Origin of the sequence: Paraplanobispora takensis, assembly GCF_016863195.1 — a bacterium.
Classification (GTDB): Bacteria; Actinomycetota; Actinomycetes; order Streptosporangiales; family Streptosporangiaceae; genus Planobispora; species Planobispora takensis.
The window spans coordinates 192,295-206,002 of record NZ_BOOK01000031.1 but is presented as its reverse complement, the minus strand read 5'-3'; the positions used below and the strand labels follow the sequence as shown (position 1 = coordinate 206,002).

Genomic DNA, 13,708 nt, shown 5'->3' with positions numbered 1-13,708 from the left:
GAGAAGACGACCTGCTGCTTCGTTCACCGGCCGACCTCATGCCCCGTCTCGGCCGGCACCATTTGCGCAAATGCCTCCTCCGCCCGGCCTGAGCGTGACAACATCGTCACGCAAGGCGAGGGAAAGACCGGTGGGGGTCATGGACGAGCGCCAGATCGCCATACTGATCACGCAGATCCGCCAGGAGTTGGTTCAGGCCGGATTTGTCACGGACTCAGCCGCGCTTCACACTGAAGGCGGCCTACAGGTGTGCCATGATCCTGACCTGGGCATAGTGATCAGCCGAATATCGGCGGTCCGGGCCCTGTCCGAGGAGCTGGCCCACCACAGCTCCATCTGCGCGGCGATCCGGCTGGCCCTGGGAGAGGTGTTGACCCGGGCCGGCTACCGGGTCGCCTGCGGCCCGTCCCACGGGCAGGTCGTCGTCCAGGTGCCCGCCGAGCCACCCACGGCGGCCGATGACTAGCCAGGTCCTGGCAGGCGGCGGTCGGCTTCGGTGGCCAGCTGCTCTTCCACCACCGCACATGATCGATGCCACTGCTCCAGCCGGCGATACTCGGCTTGGGCTGCGTGGTCTGTTTCCGCCTCGGCCAATCTGCGATAGGCATCGGCGGCGCGATTATGGACCGCGGCCAGCTCGTGATGATTGTGCCGGGCCAGGGCTTCGGCCATGGCCGCGCCCAAGGCCAGTTCACCCAAGGCCTGATAGCGGTGAGCCTCTCCAGGCGACAGAGGGAAGTCATCTGCCGGAAAGCTCCCCGAAGACTGATCCATATCGGCGCCCCTGCCCCATCGGGACGGTGCAAAGCATGCACGGATGTCTGCCCTGTCGACACTCCCTGCTGATCAAGGCACTGATAGCGCCCTGAGCTTCCCCCTGTAGCACCGGACGCTGCCACGTCCGGCTCCTATAGACGCATTGCCTTTGCCGGAATACAGGATGCAAAACCTCAGCAGGAAATCAAGATTTTTTGTATTGCTCCTGGCACTTTCACCCGGTGACGGGGGTAGATCCGTCCTGCCCGGAAGATCCCGGCCACCGGTAACACCATCCGCAGAAAGCCCCACCATGCCCAGCAACTCGGCTCCCCACGACCGGCCCGAGACCGGCGGACCTGCCAGCAGCCGACACCTCCAGGCCGGCGGCCCACGCATGGCGCTGCGACCATGATGAGCCCGGCGCCGGTGCCCGGCGATGAAGCCGCGCGTCTGGCCGAGCTAACCGACTTGCAGGCCCTGCAGGCGCCACTGGAGCCAGCTTTGACGGGCGTCGCCCAGTTGGCCGCCTCCATCTGCCGTACGCCGATCGCGCTGGTCAATTTGATCGGCGAGCACCTGCAGCACCTGAAGGGGCAGATCGGGCTGGGCATGGCGGTCATGGATCGCGATATCGCGTTCTGCCCCTATGTCATCTGTGGACGCGAGCTGATGCAGGTGCCCGACGCCCAGGCCGACCCGCGCTTTCACACTGACCCCCTGGTCGCCGGAGAGCCAGGAATCCGGTTCTACGCGGGTGTTCCGATCATCAGCAGCCGCGGCCACGCCCTGGGCACGGTGGGCGTCATGGACCGACATCCACGCCGGCTGTCCCCGCCCCAGCAAGGAGCCCTCAGCGCGCTGGGCACCTGCGTGAGCGCCCTGATCGAACAGCACCACTACAGCCGGCAGGCCGAACAGGTCACCCAGCGGCTGCAGCAGATGGACGACCTCAAGCAGCTGTTCTTGCGCAACGTCAACCACGAGCTGCGCACCCCGCTGACCTCGATCCGCTCCTACCTGCACCTGATCCACGACGAGGACGGCCTGGACGCCGCCACCCAGCAACGCTTTTTGGAGGTGATCGAGCGCAACAGCGATCGGCTGCTGGAGAAACTCGACGAACTGCTACTGCTGGCCAGCCTCAGCGCCCAGACTGTGGCCTTCGCCCCCCAGCCGGCCGACCTGGTCACCGTGGCGGAGAGCGCGGTCAGTGAAGCCCAGACCAAGGCCTGGCACAAACACCACAGCCTGACCTTGTACGCGCCCGATCCCGCGCTCGCCTGGATCGATACGACCCGGATGCACCACGCCCTGGTGCACCTGCTCGACAACGCGATCAAGTTCACCCCTGACGGCGGCCGCATCACCGTGACCGTCAGCACCGACCCAGTCCCCAGCGTGGCCATCCACGACACCGGCATCGGCATTCCCGACGACCAGGCCGAGCATGTCTTCGACGACTTCTATCGCACGCCGGAGGCCGAGACTCAGGCGATCGGCGGCATCGGGGTAGGCCTGTCCATCGTCAAAAAGATCATCGACTTGCACGGCGGCACTATAAGTCTGACCTACACCCCCGGTGAGGGCACCTGCGTGTATGTGCGACTGCTGGCCCCATTGGCACGACCTGCGTCGGACTCCGCTCAGTGAGCTGAAGCGCACCTCATCTGGTCACCATCACCCTGGTGCCATGCTGCGTGACCAGTCAGCATTCACTGAGAAGCATCTCCGCGAGCATCCAGATCGTCTTGACGTGCTTCCTGGCGCTCCTGCGCCGCCCACTCCCGATGCCAGGACTCATCCCCGAGTCTTTCCTGAGCCGTGTGCTCATGTTGCGCGGCATTCTCGCGATGCGCCCGCGCGGCCCACCAGTAACCCGCACGAGCCTCAACATCCGCCTGCGCCGCCTCCTGAGCGGCTTGCTCGGCCTGCTCGGTCGCCTGCTGCGCCTGCCGCCGAGTGGAACCGGGCGTCACCTCGTGCGGGAACTGCTCCCGCGCCTCCACCAGCTCTCCGATCCGCTGGCGCACCTGCGCGGCTCACTCATCGGCCCGTTGCGCACGCTCCCGAGCACGCTGGACCCGTTCCCGCGACTCCTCATTGCGATCAGACACATGCTCGACCGTCCCGACGCCCTACTCGCCCACCATGTGCTCACTCAAGGAAAGCAAGTCGACCCGGAAAACTTCACCGCGCATTCACCGTGACGAGCCGTAGCGGTTCGCCGCCAACCGGGAACGGCCGGACATCAACGAAAGAGCCCCCGATCGCATCTCTGCCGATCGGGGGCTCTTTCTGCCGGTGTGGCAGGTGCAGGACTTGAACCTGCGTAGGCTGAGCCGACGGTTTTACAGACCGCTCCCTTTGACCACTCGGGCAACCTGCCGCGTCATCCGCTCGAAGCGGCGACAGGAAGAAGAATAGCGGACTTCCGGACGTGACGTGACATCGGTGGTGATGGGTCCGTGCGGCCCGCCGTACTCGGGCTCAGCTGGGGCGTCGCAGGCGAGGGCCGGTGACGGCGTGCGGGTGGCGGTGCAGGCGCCGGGCGGGACGGGGCGGGCGGGGCGGGCGGGGCGGGGCCGCTTCGGTGGGGTATTCCCGGTCCTTTCGCCGTGGGAGTTCCGGCGTTGACGATCACCTCACCATGAGCCGATGCACGAGGCGCTATGGTCGGTGAGAGAGTCCAGAGAGGATAGTCGACGCATGGCCGACAGCAGTTTCGACATCGTCAGCAAGATCGACCATCAGGAGGCCGACAACGCGCTGAACCAGACGGTCAAGGAGATCGGGCACCGGTTCGACTTCAAGGGCACCGGCGCGAGCATCGCCTGGTCCGGTGGCCACAAGGCCGTCGAGATCAAGGCCAACAGTGAGGAGCGCGCCAACGCCGTCCTTGACGTGTTCAAGGAGAAGCTGATCAAGCGGGGCCTCTCACTCAAGATCCTTGACGCGGACGAGCCCAAGCTCTCCGGCAAGGAGTACCGCCTCCTGATCACCCTCAAGGAGGGTATCGACCAGGAGCACGCCAAGAAGATCTCGAAGATCATCCGGGATGAGGGGCCGAAGGGCGTCAAGGCCCAGATCCAGGGTGACGAGCTGCGGGTGAGCTCCAAGAAGAAGGACGAGCTCCAGGACGTCATCACCCTGCTCAAGGGCAAGGACCTGGACGTCGCCCTGCAGTTCACGAACTACCGGTAGGCAGGCGGATGGCCGGCGCTCCGAGCCGCGGTTCCGTGACACCGCGGCTCTGTGAGGGCACATTCCGGGCACGCGGCCGGGGCAGGGCTTGCCACGTCCCGGCCATTCGCCCGCCCGGCCTCCCTTTCACCCGCCCGGTCTCTCTATCGCCCACCCGGTCTCCTTTTCACCTGCCCGGTCTCCTTTTCACCTGCCCGGCCCCCTTGAACGGAGCACGGCCTCTCCCGCCGGAGACACGGGGCGCGACGGTGTCAGGAGACCTGCGCCGCCGGAGCCGTCCAGGTGTTGCACATCCCGGGGGACGCGCTCACGAAGCCCCGTTTCAGCCAGGCCACCCTGTTCCCGCCGCTCCCGTGGCTGCGTGACCCCAACGTGTCGTCGCCGCTGTCCCCGATGACTCCCATGAGCCGCTTCCACTGCGTGCCGGTGCGCCGCTGGGACCGCCAGACGCCGCCAAGGAAGACACCGGCCAGGCAGTCGGCCTGGAGCTCGTAGCGGCGGTTCCGTTCCAGGCCCCCCTCCGCTCCCCCGGCGCGCATGGTCGAGTAGACCGCCCACATTCCGGCGCGGTTCTGGACGTGGTGCGCGTACTCGTGGGCGAGCAGGTGCAGGGTCACCGGGTTGGCGGGATCCCGCTGGGCGTTCTTCCCGGCGAGGACGTAGATCCACTGGTACCGGTTGCAGTAACGGCCGGTGGAGGGCGCCTTCCACTCCTTCCCGCAGATCGGGCCCCGCTTCGTCATGATCCCGATACCCGGCCTGCCGAACGGCAGCCCGACCCGCCTCATGTACGCCGACCAGGAGGCGTCGAGGCAGCGGGTAACCGCCAGCAGGTACTGCTCGGCCGCCTCGGCGCCGTGGCCGGCGGGTCGTCCCGGGCATGAGACGGCCAGTTCGCCGGAGCCGTAGAGCGGGTTCCGGGTGAGGGCTCCGACGCCGGTGGGCACGGGCCCGGCGGCCCGCCGTACGGCATCCGCATCGGCCCGCCGTACCGCACCCGCGCCCGCATTCACATCCGCCCGCCGTACAGCCTCCGCGCCGGCCGTCCCCGTGGCGAGCAGGCACGCCAGCCCGGCCGACGACAGAACCACGAGGGGCCTCCACATGGAACCGCACCTTACGAGCACGGGGCCCGGGAAGGCGGAGGAAGACAGCATTCTCCGGGTACGGCCTCCGTGGGCGATCACCACGGCCAAACGGCCCGACCGGCCCGCGACCTCCCCGTACGGCGAGCCCTGTGGCCGATTCGTGACACAACCTTTCACACCCACCTCGCATCTACCCGGGTGACGAAAGGATTCCGCGATGACCCCGAGCACTTTCGCGCGCGGACTGGGCGCCCTCACCCTCACCGCAGCCGCGGCCGCCACCGTGACCGCAAGTCCGGCGCAGGCGAATACGGGAGCCGCCTCCGCCGACACCGTCCGGTACGCCTGGACCAAGAGCTGCCAGAAGAAGGACTACATCTTCCCCTGCGGCCACTGGACGCTGACCATGCGCAGCGGCAAGACCATCAAGCTGACCGACGCGCGCACCCGTCCTGTGAACAAGAAGGGAAAGGTGGACAAGGAGAGCATCACCACTTTCGCGGTCAGCGGTGACGGGCGCGTCGTGAACTACTTCAAGGGCGACAAACTGGTCGTCCGCGACGTGAACACCGGCGAGGTCCGGCCCCTGCCGGGTGCTGCCGCCGTCCTGCCCAAGGGACTGGGCATGGACAACCTCGACACGACGCTCTCCCCCGACGGCTCGATCGTCGTGGTCGACTATTTCGACGAGAAGGACAGGCTGCCGAGCATGGTCGCCAACGTGAAGACCGGCAAAGTCATCAAGCTGTCCGCCAAGTACGCCGTGCTGAGCTTCAGCCCCGACGGAGAGCACCTGCTCACCAGCCGGTACACCGACGACAACACCACCGAGTTCGCGGTCTTCGACGCCGCGGGTGAGAAGACGGCCAGCCAGGTCGTCCCGCAGATCGTGTCCAACAACGCCCCGATCGCGCTGGCCGACGACGGCAACACCGTCGCACTGGTCATCACCGGCGGGTCGGGCAAGACCAGCCTGCGCACCTACGACCTGGCCGCCGACACCGTCTCCGAGGCGGTACCGCTCGGCATCCCCAAGAAGGAGAGCTCGCAGCGGCTCTTCTGGAACCCCTCGGGCATCCTCACACTCTGGACCGCCCTCCTCGACGAGGAAGGCGACGTCACCGCCGCCGTCAAGCGGACCGTCGACGCCGGGAGCGGCACCACCCGCACGCTGGACTCCTTCAAGATCAAGGGCAGTCCGTGGAGCTGGTGGCTGCCCGGCGAGTGACCACCAACTATCTTCCCTTCTATGGGGAAAATCTATGACAGGATCGACGACCGGCTGCGCGTGTTCATCCAGGAGCAGCCGGTCTACTTCGTGGCGACCGCACCCGAGCAGGGCGGCCACGTCAATCTCTCTCCCAAGGGCTACCCCGACACCTTCGCCGTCGTCGACGACACCACGGTCGCCTACCTCGACCTCGACGGCAGCGGCGTGGAGACCATCTCCCACATCCGCCAGAACGGCCGCGTCACGGTCATGTTCTGCGCGTTCTCCGGTCCGCCCAAGATCCTGCGCCTGTACGGCACCGGCCGCGTCGTCGTCCCGGACGACCCCGGGTTCAACGACCTGATCAAGCTGTTCGGCTCGCATCCCGGCGTGCGGTCGATCATCGTGGTCGACTGCGAGCGCATCGCCGACTCGTGCGGCTACGCCGTACCCTTCATGTCCTTCGAGCAGGACCGCACGCTGCTGGACGAGTGGGCCGGACGCAAGGACACGCAGTCCAGACGCGCCTACCGGGCCAAGAAGAACCGCGAGAGCATCGACGGCATCCCCGGCCTCTCCGCCGACGAGACCGACCCGGTGGCCCAGCACTCCTGAATGAGGGTTCCAACCCCGGCGGCCCTCTCCCGCGTTGGTAACGGGGGAGAGGAGACCGCATGGACCGTTATGACGGCTTCCGTGAGTTCGTACGGGCCCGCCAGCAGTCGCTGATCCGGACCGCGTACCTGCTCACGGGGGACGCCCACCTCGCCGAGGATCTGCTGCAGAGCGTTCTCGTCAAGGTCGCCGGACAGTGGCCCAAGCTGCTGCGGAACGGCAACCCGGAGGCGTACACCCGCAAGGCGCTGATCAACCAGCACATCTCCTGGCGACGGCGGATCCGCAGGGAACTGCCCAGCGCCGACCCACCGGAGTACGGCCGCTCCCACGACGACTCCACGATCGACCGGATCGTCCTGCGCCAGGCCCTCGCGCGGCTGACCCCCCGGCAACGCGCCGTGATCGTCCTGCGCTTCTACGAGGACCGCACCGAACGCGAGACCGCCGAGCTGCTGAACTGCTCGCTCGGCACCGTCAAGAGCCAGACCCACCACGCGCTGGGACGTCTGCGCGTGCTCGCACCCGAACTGGCTCACCTGCTCACCGAGGCCGGCACCCAGGAGGTGAACCGATGACCCGCCTGCACGACACGCTGCACCGGATCGCGGACGAGGCACCGGCCGTGGACCTCGCCGACCGGGCGGTCCGCGGGAGCCGGCGCAGGCGGCGCAGGAGGACGGCGCTGGCAGCCGTCGCAGCGGTCGTCGTCGGCGGCCTGGTGGTGGGCGGGGGCACGGGCCTGCTGCCGTTCCGCCAGGCGCACGACACGGTCGCCTCACCGGTGAACCCGCGGAGCTGGGAGATCGAGTCGTCACCCCTGCCGGACAGGGGGGTCGGCCCGCTCGCCTACGCCTACCTGACCTCGTGCCCCGACAGGGACGCACCGCCGGGCTGCGAGTCCGGCGCCTGGCGGGTGGTGACCCGGGACGGCGAGACCTACGACGTGCCGCAGGCCATGGGGCTCAGCGACACCGGGGAGATCCACGGACCCGTGGTGATCACTCCTGACGGCCGTGCCATGGCCTATTACAGCAGGCAGGACGAGACCCTCAAGGTCCGCGACCTGGAAAGCGGCAAGGAACTCTCCGCTCCGATACGGATCGAACAGAGCCGGCTGGCGGGAGAGGTCTTCCTGCGGCTGTCCGATGACGGGCGCCATCTGGCGATCACCGTCTTCGGCGCGGAGAAGCCGCTCGCGGTCTCGCTCGACATGCGCAACGGCCGGACCACGGACCTCCCCTCCGGCTGGATGCCGGTGAGCGTCGCGAACGACGGTGGTCCGGTCACGGTGGTCAAGTGGACGGACACCTCGTCCACGGTCCGGTTGATCTCCCCGCGCGGCGACGACTCCGCGTACGTCATTCCGGAGTACGGCCAGGAGTTCAGCGCGCTCTCACCCGACGGGCGGACCATCGTCAAGATCGGCATGACGCCGAGCGATGACCTGCCCATCCGCGCGGACGGCACCCTCGGCGTCTACGACATCGCCGAGAAGGCCTGGAGCAAGGTCGAGATCCGGGGTCTGCCCGAGGACGGCGTCGTCATGCGCCTGGGACACTGGCTCGACGGCACCACGGTCACGGCCCGGACCGTCGTGTCCTCGGACGGCCACCGGCGGGACAACGACACGACGACCGTCTACGCCGTGAACGTCACCACCGGCCAGGCCCGTCTGCTGCACACCTATCCCTTCCCCAACGCGATGGTCCCCGGCATGGTCCAGTGACGGTTCCCGGTCTCGCCCCGTGAGGTACGGCCCGCAGGCCCGCGGGCCGTGCCTTCGGGGCGGGCTGTACCTCACGGGGAGGCCGTACCGCCGGGGAGGCCGTGCCTTCGGGGTGGGCCGCATCTTCGGGACAGGCCGTGCCTTCCCGGACAGGCCGCCCACCCCGCGCGGGCCCTGGTCAGCGGCGGTAGCCGGCCATCCGCTCCAGACGGGCGACGCGTTCCGCGGTGGAGGGGTGGGTGGAGAACATCCGGCCGATGCCGGCGCCCCGGAAGGGGTTGGCGATCATGAGGTGGGAGGCGGAGGCGAGCCGCCCGTTCTCCGGGAGCGGGAGCTGCCGGGCGCCCATCTCGATCTTCCGCAGGGCGGAGGCGAGAGCCAGCGGGTCGCCGGTCAGCCTGGCGCCCGACTCGTCCGCCTGGAACTCCCGCGACCGGGAGATCGTCATCTGGATCATCCCCGCGGCGACCGGGCCCAGCACCACCAGCAGGAGTGCGCCCAGCAGACCGGGCCCCTCGTCGTCGTCACCTCCGCCGAAGAACAGACCGACGTAACCGAGGTAAGTGATCATGGTGGCGAGCGCGCCGGCCACCGAGGAGATCAGGATGTCCCGGTTGTAGACATGGGACAGCTCATGCCCGATCACCCCGCGCAGCTCGCGCTCGTCGAGGACCTGGGTGAGGCCGTAGGTCACGCAGACCGCGGCGTTGCGCGGGTTGCGACCGGTCGCGAAGGCGTTGGGCTGCATGGTCGGAGAGACGTAGAGCCGGGGCATGGGCTGGCGGGCCTCGGTGGAGAGCTCCCGCACGATCCGGTAGAGGACCGGCTGCTCGACCTCGCCGACCGGCCTGGCGCGCATCGCGGACAGGGCGATCCGGTCGGAGAAGAAGTAGGCGGCTCCGTTGGCCGAAAGGGCGATCAGCAACGCGATCTGCACACCGATGCCACCACCCAGCCATGCGCCCACCGCGATGATCAACGCGGACAGTGCGCCCAGGAGGACCGCGGTCCGCAGACCGTTGTGGTGCACTACGCCCTCCCCTCGATCCGTGCCGTTCCACCTGTCCAACGTCTCCGACCTGGCAGCACGTTCCCCTGAACGATCACGACAGTCCCTCGGTACGCCCATCGGAGCACCAGCCGTGCCCGCATGGCCCAGGAGACCCACCCCGAAGCGACGACCTCCGCCGGGCAGGGCGGATCCGATCCCTGACGTTTTCTCCGGATCCTCGATCGTTTTCTCCGGATCCTCGATGCGACGGGGATCCGGAGGACGCCCCTCAGCCGGGGAGGAAGGAACTGGGCACGAGGTCGAGCGCCAGCTGGGGGGCGAGGGAGAACGCCACCGCGACGACGCCCGTCAGAGCGATCGCCACGCCCACGGGCAGCCATTCGCCGCGCATGCGGTCTCTGCGGGAGGCGGCGTCCGAGTCCTCGCCGTCCGAGTCCTCGCCGTCCGCGCGGGCGGGCTCGTCACCGCCGTCCGCCCCGGGAGTCACGCCGACGCCCGACGGCACCCGGGCGGATGACGTCACCTGGACGGGCGATGTCACCTGGACGGGAGTGAAGATCCGCACGGTCCAGGAGACGTAGTAGTAGAGACCGATGACGGTGTTGACCGCCATCACGACGGCCAGCCACGCGCCGCCGCCGTCGACGATCTCTCTGAAGACCACGATCTTGGCGAACAGGCCCGCCAGCCCCGGCGGGAGTCCCGCCAGGCAGATCAGGAAGAACGCCAGCGCCAGCCCGGCGAGCGGGTTGCGGAACACCAGCCCCCGGTAGTCGTCGATCTCGGTGCCGCCGTTGCGCCGTGCGACCAGCATGACCACGGTGAACGCCCCGAGGTTCATCGCGGCGTAGAAGATCAGATAGGTGATCGACGCGCGCATCGCCTCACCGCTCAGAACGCCGAGCGGGGCGAGGATGTAACCGGACTGTGCGACCGAGGACCAGGCGAGGAGGCGTACGGCGTGGCGCTGCCGGAGCGCCAGGAGATTGCCCACCGTCATGGTCAGCGCGGCGATGATCGCGACGATCGGGGCCCACGTGGGGGCCTGGCTGCCCAGGGCGGCGACCAGGACCAGGATCAGTCCGGCGAACCCCGCCGCCTTGGAGATCACCGACAGCAACGCGGCGACCGGGACCGGTGCCCCCTGGTAGACGTCGGCCGCCCAGGCGTGGAACGGCACGGCCGCGACCTTGAAGGCGAACCCGGCGAGGACCAGGACCACGGCCACGGTGACCACCGGCGGCAGGTCGTAGGTGATCTGGAGGGAGGAGGCGTAGGCCGAGGAGATCCCCTGGTCGCCCATCTGGGCGATGACCTGCGTGGCATCGCGGGAGCCGATGCTCACCCGGCCCGCGGCGGTGTCGATCGCCGGGACGGCCTCTGCCAGGGTGTGGGCCAGCCGGTCGAGATAGACGGTCCCGGTCATGCCGTACAGCAGGGAGACGCCGAAGAGCATCACCGCCGTCGAGACCACCGAGACCAGGAAGAGCTTGACGGCGGCCTCGGAGGCGCGGCCGTCGTATCGCCTGAGCGCGGTGAGCGCGAAGACCGGCAGGGAGACCAGCTCCAGCGCCACCACCAGCATGACCAGGTCTCTGGCGGCGGGCAGGGCCACCGCGCCGACGAGGGTGCACAGCAGCAGGAAGTACCACTCCCCCACGGGGATGTCCGCGTGGGCGAGCTCCGCCATCGACAGCAGGACCACGACGACACCGGCCAGGAGGGCGAGCCCCGCGAAGACCGTCGTGAAGTCGTCGACCACGAACGAACACGGAGGGCCTGCCGCCGCACCGGCGGCGGCGTCCGGCCCGCCACCGGCGGGCAGCGCCCCGAGTCCGGCCCTCGTGGGACCGGCGAGCCCTTCGGGGACGCAGAAGGTCCGCAGCGCGGCCCCGTCGCGCAGCGCCTGCGTCACGACGACCCCCAGCGCCACGAGCACGCCGGCCAGTGTGATCACGCCCAGCATGGGACGCACGTAGGCCTTGCGGGGCAGGAAGGCGTCCAGGATCAGGACGAGCCCGCCGGTCAGCGCGAGGATCAGCGGCGCCGCGACCGCGTAGTAGTCGATCGACTGGATCACGGTGCCCCCACGAAGGTCCGGACCACCGGATCGGTGATGAGGAGAAGCGCCTTCGGCCAGAGGCCGAACAACACGATCAGCGCGACCAGCGGCACCCAGGCGGCCAGCTCGTAGCCCGCGACGTCATGCAGTCCGCCCGCCCTCACGGCACGGGCCCCACCGGGCAGGCCGCTCCCGCCCTCCGGACGGGTGCCGCCCGGGAGATCGCCCCCGCCTTCACCGGGGGTCCTGTCCGGGAGATCAGCCCTGTCCTCACCGGGAGTCCCACCGGGGAGATCGCTCGCGTCCTCGGCGCGGGGTCCGCCGGGCAGCCCGCTCCCGGCTCGGATCTCGCCGGAGTCTCCGTTCTCGGCCACGGCACGGGTGCCGCCTCCGCCTTCGGTGCGGGATCCGCTCGCGCCCGTGGTTGGGGCGCCGCTGCCGTCGGCTCCGGAGGGGGCGGGGTCGTCCTCGGCCGTCGTGAACGCGTGGCCTCCTCCGACTCCGGCGAGCACGGGGGCGACGACGGTCTCGACGGAGCGGCCGTGGGTGACGCGGGAGAGCATGGTCAGGAAGTAGGCGGCGGTCAGCACGGCGCCGAGGCCGCCGATGGCCATGAAGGTCAGGAAGAGCGGCCGGGACAGTCCGGGGGCCGGTTCGAAGGCGCCGAGGAGGGTGAGCATCTCCCCCCAGAAACCCGCCAGGCCGGGCAGGCCCAGGGAGGCGATGCAGGCGAAGGTCAGCAGCGACCCCAGGTGCGGCAGGCGGGACAACATCCCGCCGCCGAGGGCGGACATGTCGGCGGTGCCGTGACGCTCCTTGACCGCTCCCGCGAGGAAGAACAGCAGTCCGGTGATCAGGCCGTGCGCGACGTTGCCGAACAGGGCCGCGTTGACCCCGGTCGAGTTGAGCGTGGCGAACCCGAGGAGCACGAAGCCCATGTGCCCGATCGAGGAGTAGGCGATCATCCGTTTGAGGTCGCGCTGGGCCAGGCAGGCGAGGGAACCGTAGATGATGCCGATCACCGCGAAGGCTCCGAGCCACGGGGCGACGACGACGGCGCCGTCGGGCAGGACGGGGATCGCGATGCGGGCGAAGCCGTAGGTGCCCATCTTCAGCAGCACGCCCGCCAGGAGCACCGAGCCGACGGTGGGCGCCTCGGTGTGGGCGTCGGGCAGCCAGGTGTGCAGCGGCCACATCGGGGTCTTGACCGCCAGACCGATGCCGACGGCCACGAAGGCGATGAGCTGCACGGAGCGGGACATGCCGGTGCCGTGGGCCTGAGCGAGGGCGACCATGTCCAGGGTGCCGGTCTGCGCCCAGATGAGGAGCAGTCCGAGCAGCAGCACGACCGAACCGAGCAACGTGTAGAGGATGAATTTGATCGCCGCGGCCCGCCGGGCGCGACCGCCCCAGACGGCGATCACGAAGTACATCGGGATGAGGACGACTTCGAAGAACACGAAGAACAGCAGCAGGTCGAGGGCGAGGAACGTGCCGATCATGCCGATCTCGAGGACCAGCAGCGTGAAGACGAGGGCACGCGGCCTGTTCCCGCCCGCCCGGGGCCGGAGCAGCTGTCCGGGACTGTCGGCACCGCCCCAGCACAGGTAGACGAAGCACAGGAAGGTCAGCAGCGCGGTCAGCACGACCAGCGGCAGCGAGATCCCGTCGACGCCGAGGTGGAACCTGAGGTCGAGGCCGGCGATCCACGTCAGATCGGTCTCGAACTGCACCCGGGCCGGGTCGCCGTAGTCGAAGGCGACCGCGAGCACCAGGGCCAGGACGAACGTCACCCCCGAGACGGCCAGACCGTGCACGCGGAGCAGCCGTCCCCTGGCCGGGCCGTCCATCCGCGACGGCACGAGCAACGCGGCGGCACCGGCCATCGGCACCCCGAGCAGCATGATCGGCAACCAGCTCATGAAACGATCACCTCACCCGCCGCCGGCCACCCGGTCCTCATCGCCCTCTCCCCGAGACTCGCCGCGCGTTCATGGGGACTCGCTCCGCGCTCCCGGGAACCTGTCTGCTT

Annotated in this window: 13 protein-coding genes and 1 tRNA gene; 8 read left to right on the top strand and 6 right to left on the bottom strand. The window is 69.0% G+C overall.

What is annotated here, in order from left to right; genetic code table 11:
- The first annotated feature begins 274 nt into the window (after positions 1 to 274).
- A complete protein-coding gene (locus Pta02_RS21695) occupies positions 275 to 466 on the top strand; it encodes a hypothetical protein (protein WP_203876713.1) in 192 nt (63 codons plus the stop codon).
- On the opposite strand, the gene Pta02_RS21690 is transcribed toward Pta02_RS21695, so the two are convergent.
- Positions 463 to 774 (bottom strand): hypothetical protein, encoded by a 312-nt coding sequence (locus Pta02_RS21690; protein WP_203876712.1) that lies wholly within the window; start codon positions 772 to 774, stop codon positions 463 to 465. The genes Pta02_RS21695 and Pta02_RS21690 overlap by 4 nt on opposite strands.
- Before the next feature lie 393 nt (positions 775 to 1,167).
- Here Pta02_RS21690 and Pta02_RS21685 point away from each other — a divergent pair, with 393 nt between their 5' ends.
- Entirely contained in the window at positions 1,168 to 2,409 is a 1,242-nt protein-coding gene (locus tag Pta02_RS21685; RefSeq protein ID WP_203876711.1) for a GAF domain-containing sensor histidine kinase, read from the top strand.
- A gap of 47 nt (positions 2,410 to 2,456) precedes the next feature.
- A complete protein-coding gene (locus tag Pta02_RS21680) occupies positions 2,457 to 2,966 on the top strand; it encodes a hypothetical protein (protein ID WP_203876710.1) in 510 nt (169 codons plus the stop codon).
- A gap of 97 nt (positions 2,967 to 3,063) precedes the next feature.
- On the opposite strand, the gene Pta02_RS21675 is transcribed toward Pta02_RS21680, so the two are convergent.
- Positions 3,064 to 3,145 (bottom strand) — tRNA-Tyr (locus Pta02_RS21675).
- A 320-nt stretch (positions 3,146 to 3,465) separates the two neighbouring features.
- Between Pta02_RS21675 and Pta02_RS21670 the strand changes: the two genes are divergently transcribed.
- Complete coding sequence (locus Pta02_RS21670) at positions 3,466 to 3,960, top strand: YajQ family cyclic di-GMP-binding protein (protein WP_203876709.1); 495 nt, start codon at positions 3,466 to 3,468, stop codon at positions 3,958 to 3,960.
- Positions 3,961 to 4,211: 251 nt separating this feature from the next.
- On the opposite strand, the gene Pta02_RS21665 is transcribed toward Pta02_RS21670, so the two are convergent.
- Positions 4,212 to 5,066 carry a neutral zinc metallopeptidase gene (locus Pta02_RS21665; RefSeq protein WP_203876708.1) on the bottom strand — a complete coding sequence of 285 codons (855 nt, stop codon included), beginning with the start codon at positions 5,064 to 5,066 and terminating at the stop codon, positions 4,212 to 4,214.
- A 199-nt stretch (positions 5,067 to 5,265) separates the two neighbouring features.
- Between Pta02_RS21665 and Pta02_RS21660 the strand changes: the two genes are divergently transcribed.
- From Pta02_RS21660 to Pta02_RS21645, 4 genes are read left to right on the top strand one after another with little or no spacing between them, the layout of a single operon-like run.
- Positions 5,266 to 6,276, top strand: a complete 1,011-nt coding sequence (locus Pta02_RS21660) for a TolB family protein (protein ID WP_203876707.1) — start codon at positions 5,266 to 5,268, stop codon at positions 6,274 to 6,276.
- 21 nt (positions 6,277 to 6,297) lie between these two features.
- Complete coding sequence (locus tag Pta02_RS21655) at positions 6,298 to 6,873, top strand: pyridoxamine 5'-phosphate oxidase family protein (RefSeq protein ID WP_203876706.1); 576 nt, start codon at positions 6,298 to 6,300, stop codon at positions 6,871 to 6,873.
- A gap of 59 nt (positions 6,874 to 6,932) precedes the next feature.
- Positions 6,933 to 7,451, top strand: a complete 519-nt coding sequence (locus Pta02_RS21650) for a SigE family RNA polymerase sigma factor (RefSeq protein WP_203876705.1) — start codon at positions 6,933 to 6,935, stop codon at positions 7,449 to 7,451.
- Positions 7,448 to 8,602: a WD40 repeat domain-containing protein gene (locus Pta02_RS21645; RefSeq protein WP_203876704.1), complete on the top strand. Its 1,155-nt coding sequence runs from the start codon at positions 7,448 to 7,450 to the stop codon at positions 8,600 to 8,602. Before Pta02_RS21650 ends, Pta02_RS21645 begins: the two co-directional genes overlap by 4 nt.
- Positions 8,603 to 8,780: 178 nt before the next feature.
- On the opposite strand, the gene htpX is transcribed toward Pta02_RS21645, so the two are convergent.
- The 3 genes from htpX to Pta02_RS21630 all read right to left on the bottom strand — a co-directional run bounded on the left by htpX (position 8,781) and on the right by Pta02_RS21630 (position 13,598).
- A complete protein-coding gene (gene htpX, locus Pta02_RS21640) occupies positions 8,781 to 9,632 on the bottom strand; it encodes a zinc metalloprotease HtpX (RefSeq protein WP_203876703.1) in 852 nt (283 codons plus the stop codon).
- A gap of 250 nt (positions 9,633 to 9,882) precedes the next feature.
- A complete protein-coding gene (locus tag Pta02_RS21635) occupies positions 9,883 to 11,694 on the bottom strand; it encodes an NADH-quinone oxidoreductase subunit N (RefSeq protein WP_203876702.1) in 1,812 nt (603 codons plus the stop codon).
- The gene (locus Pta02_RS21630; protein ID WP_239131129.1) at positions 11,691 to 13,598 is read right to left on the bottom strand and encodes a complex I subunit 4 family protein; all 1,908 of its coding nucleotides are present in this window, start codon (positions 13,596 to 13,598) and stop codon (positions 11,691 to 11,693) included. Before Pta02_RS21630 ends, Pta02_RS21635 begins: the two co-directional genes overlap by 4 nt.
- Between the last annotated feature and the right edge of the window lie 110 nt (positions 13,599 to 13,708).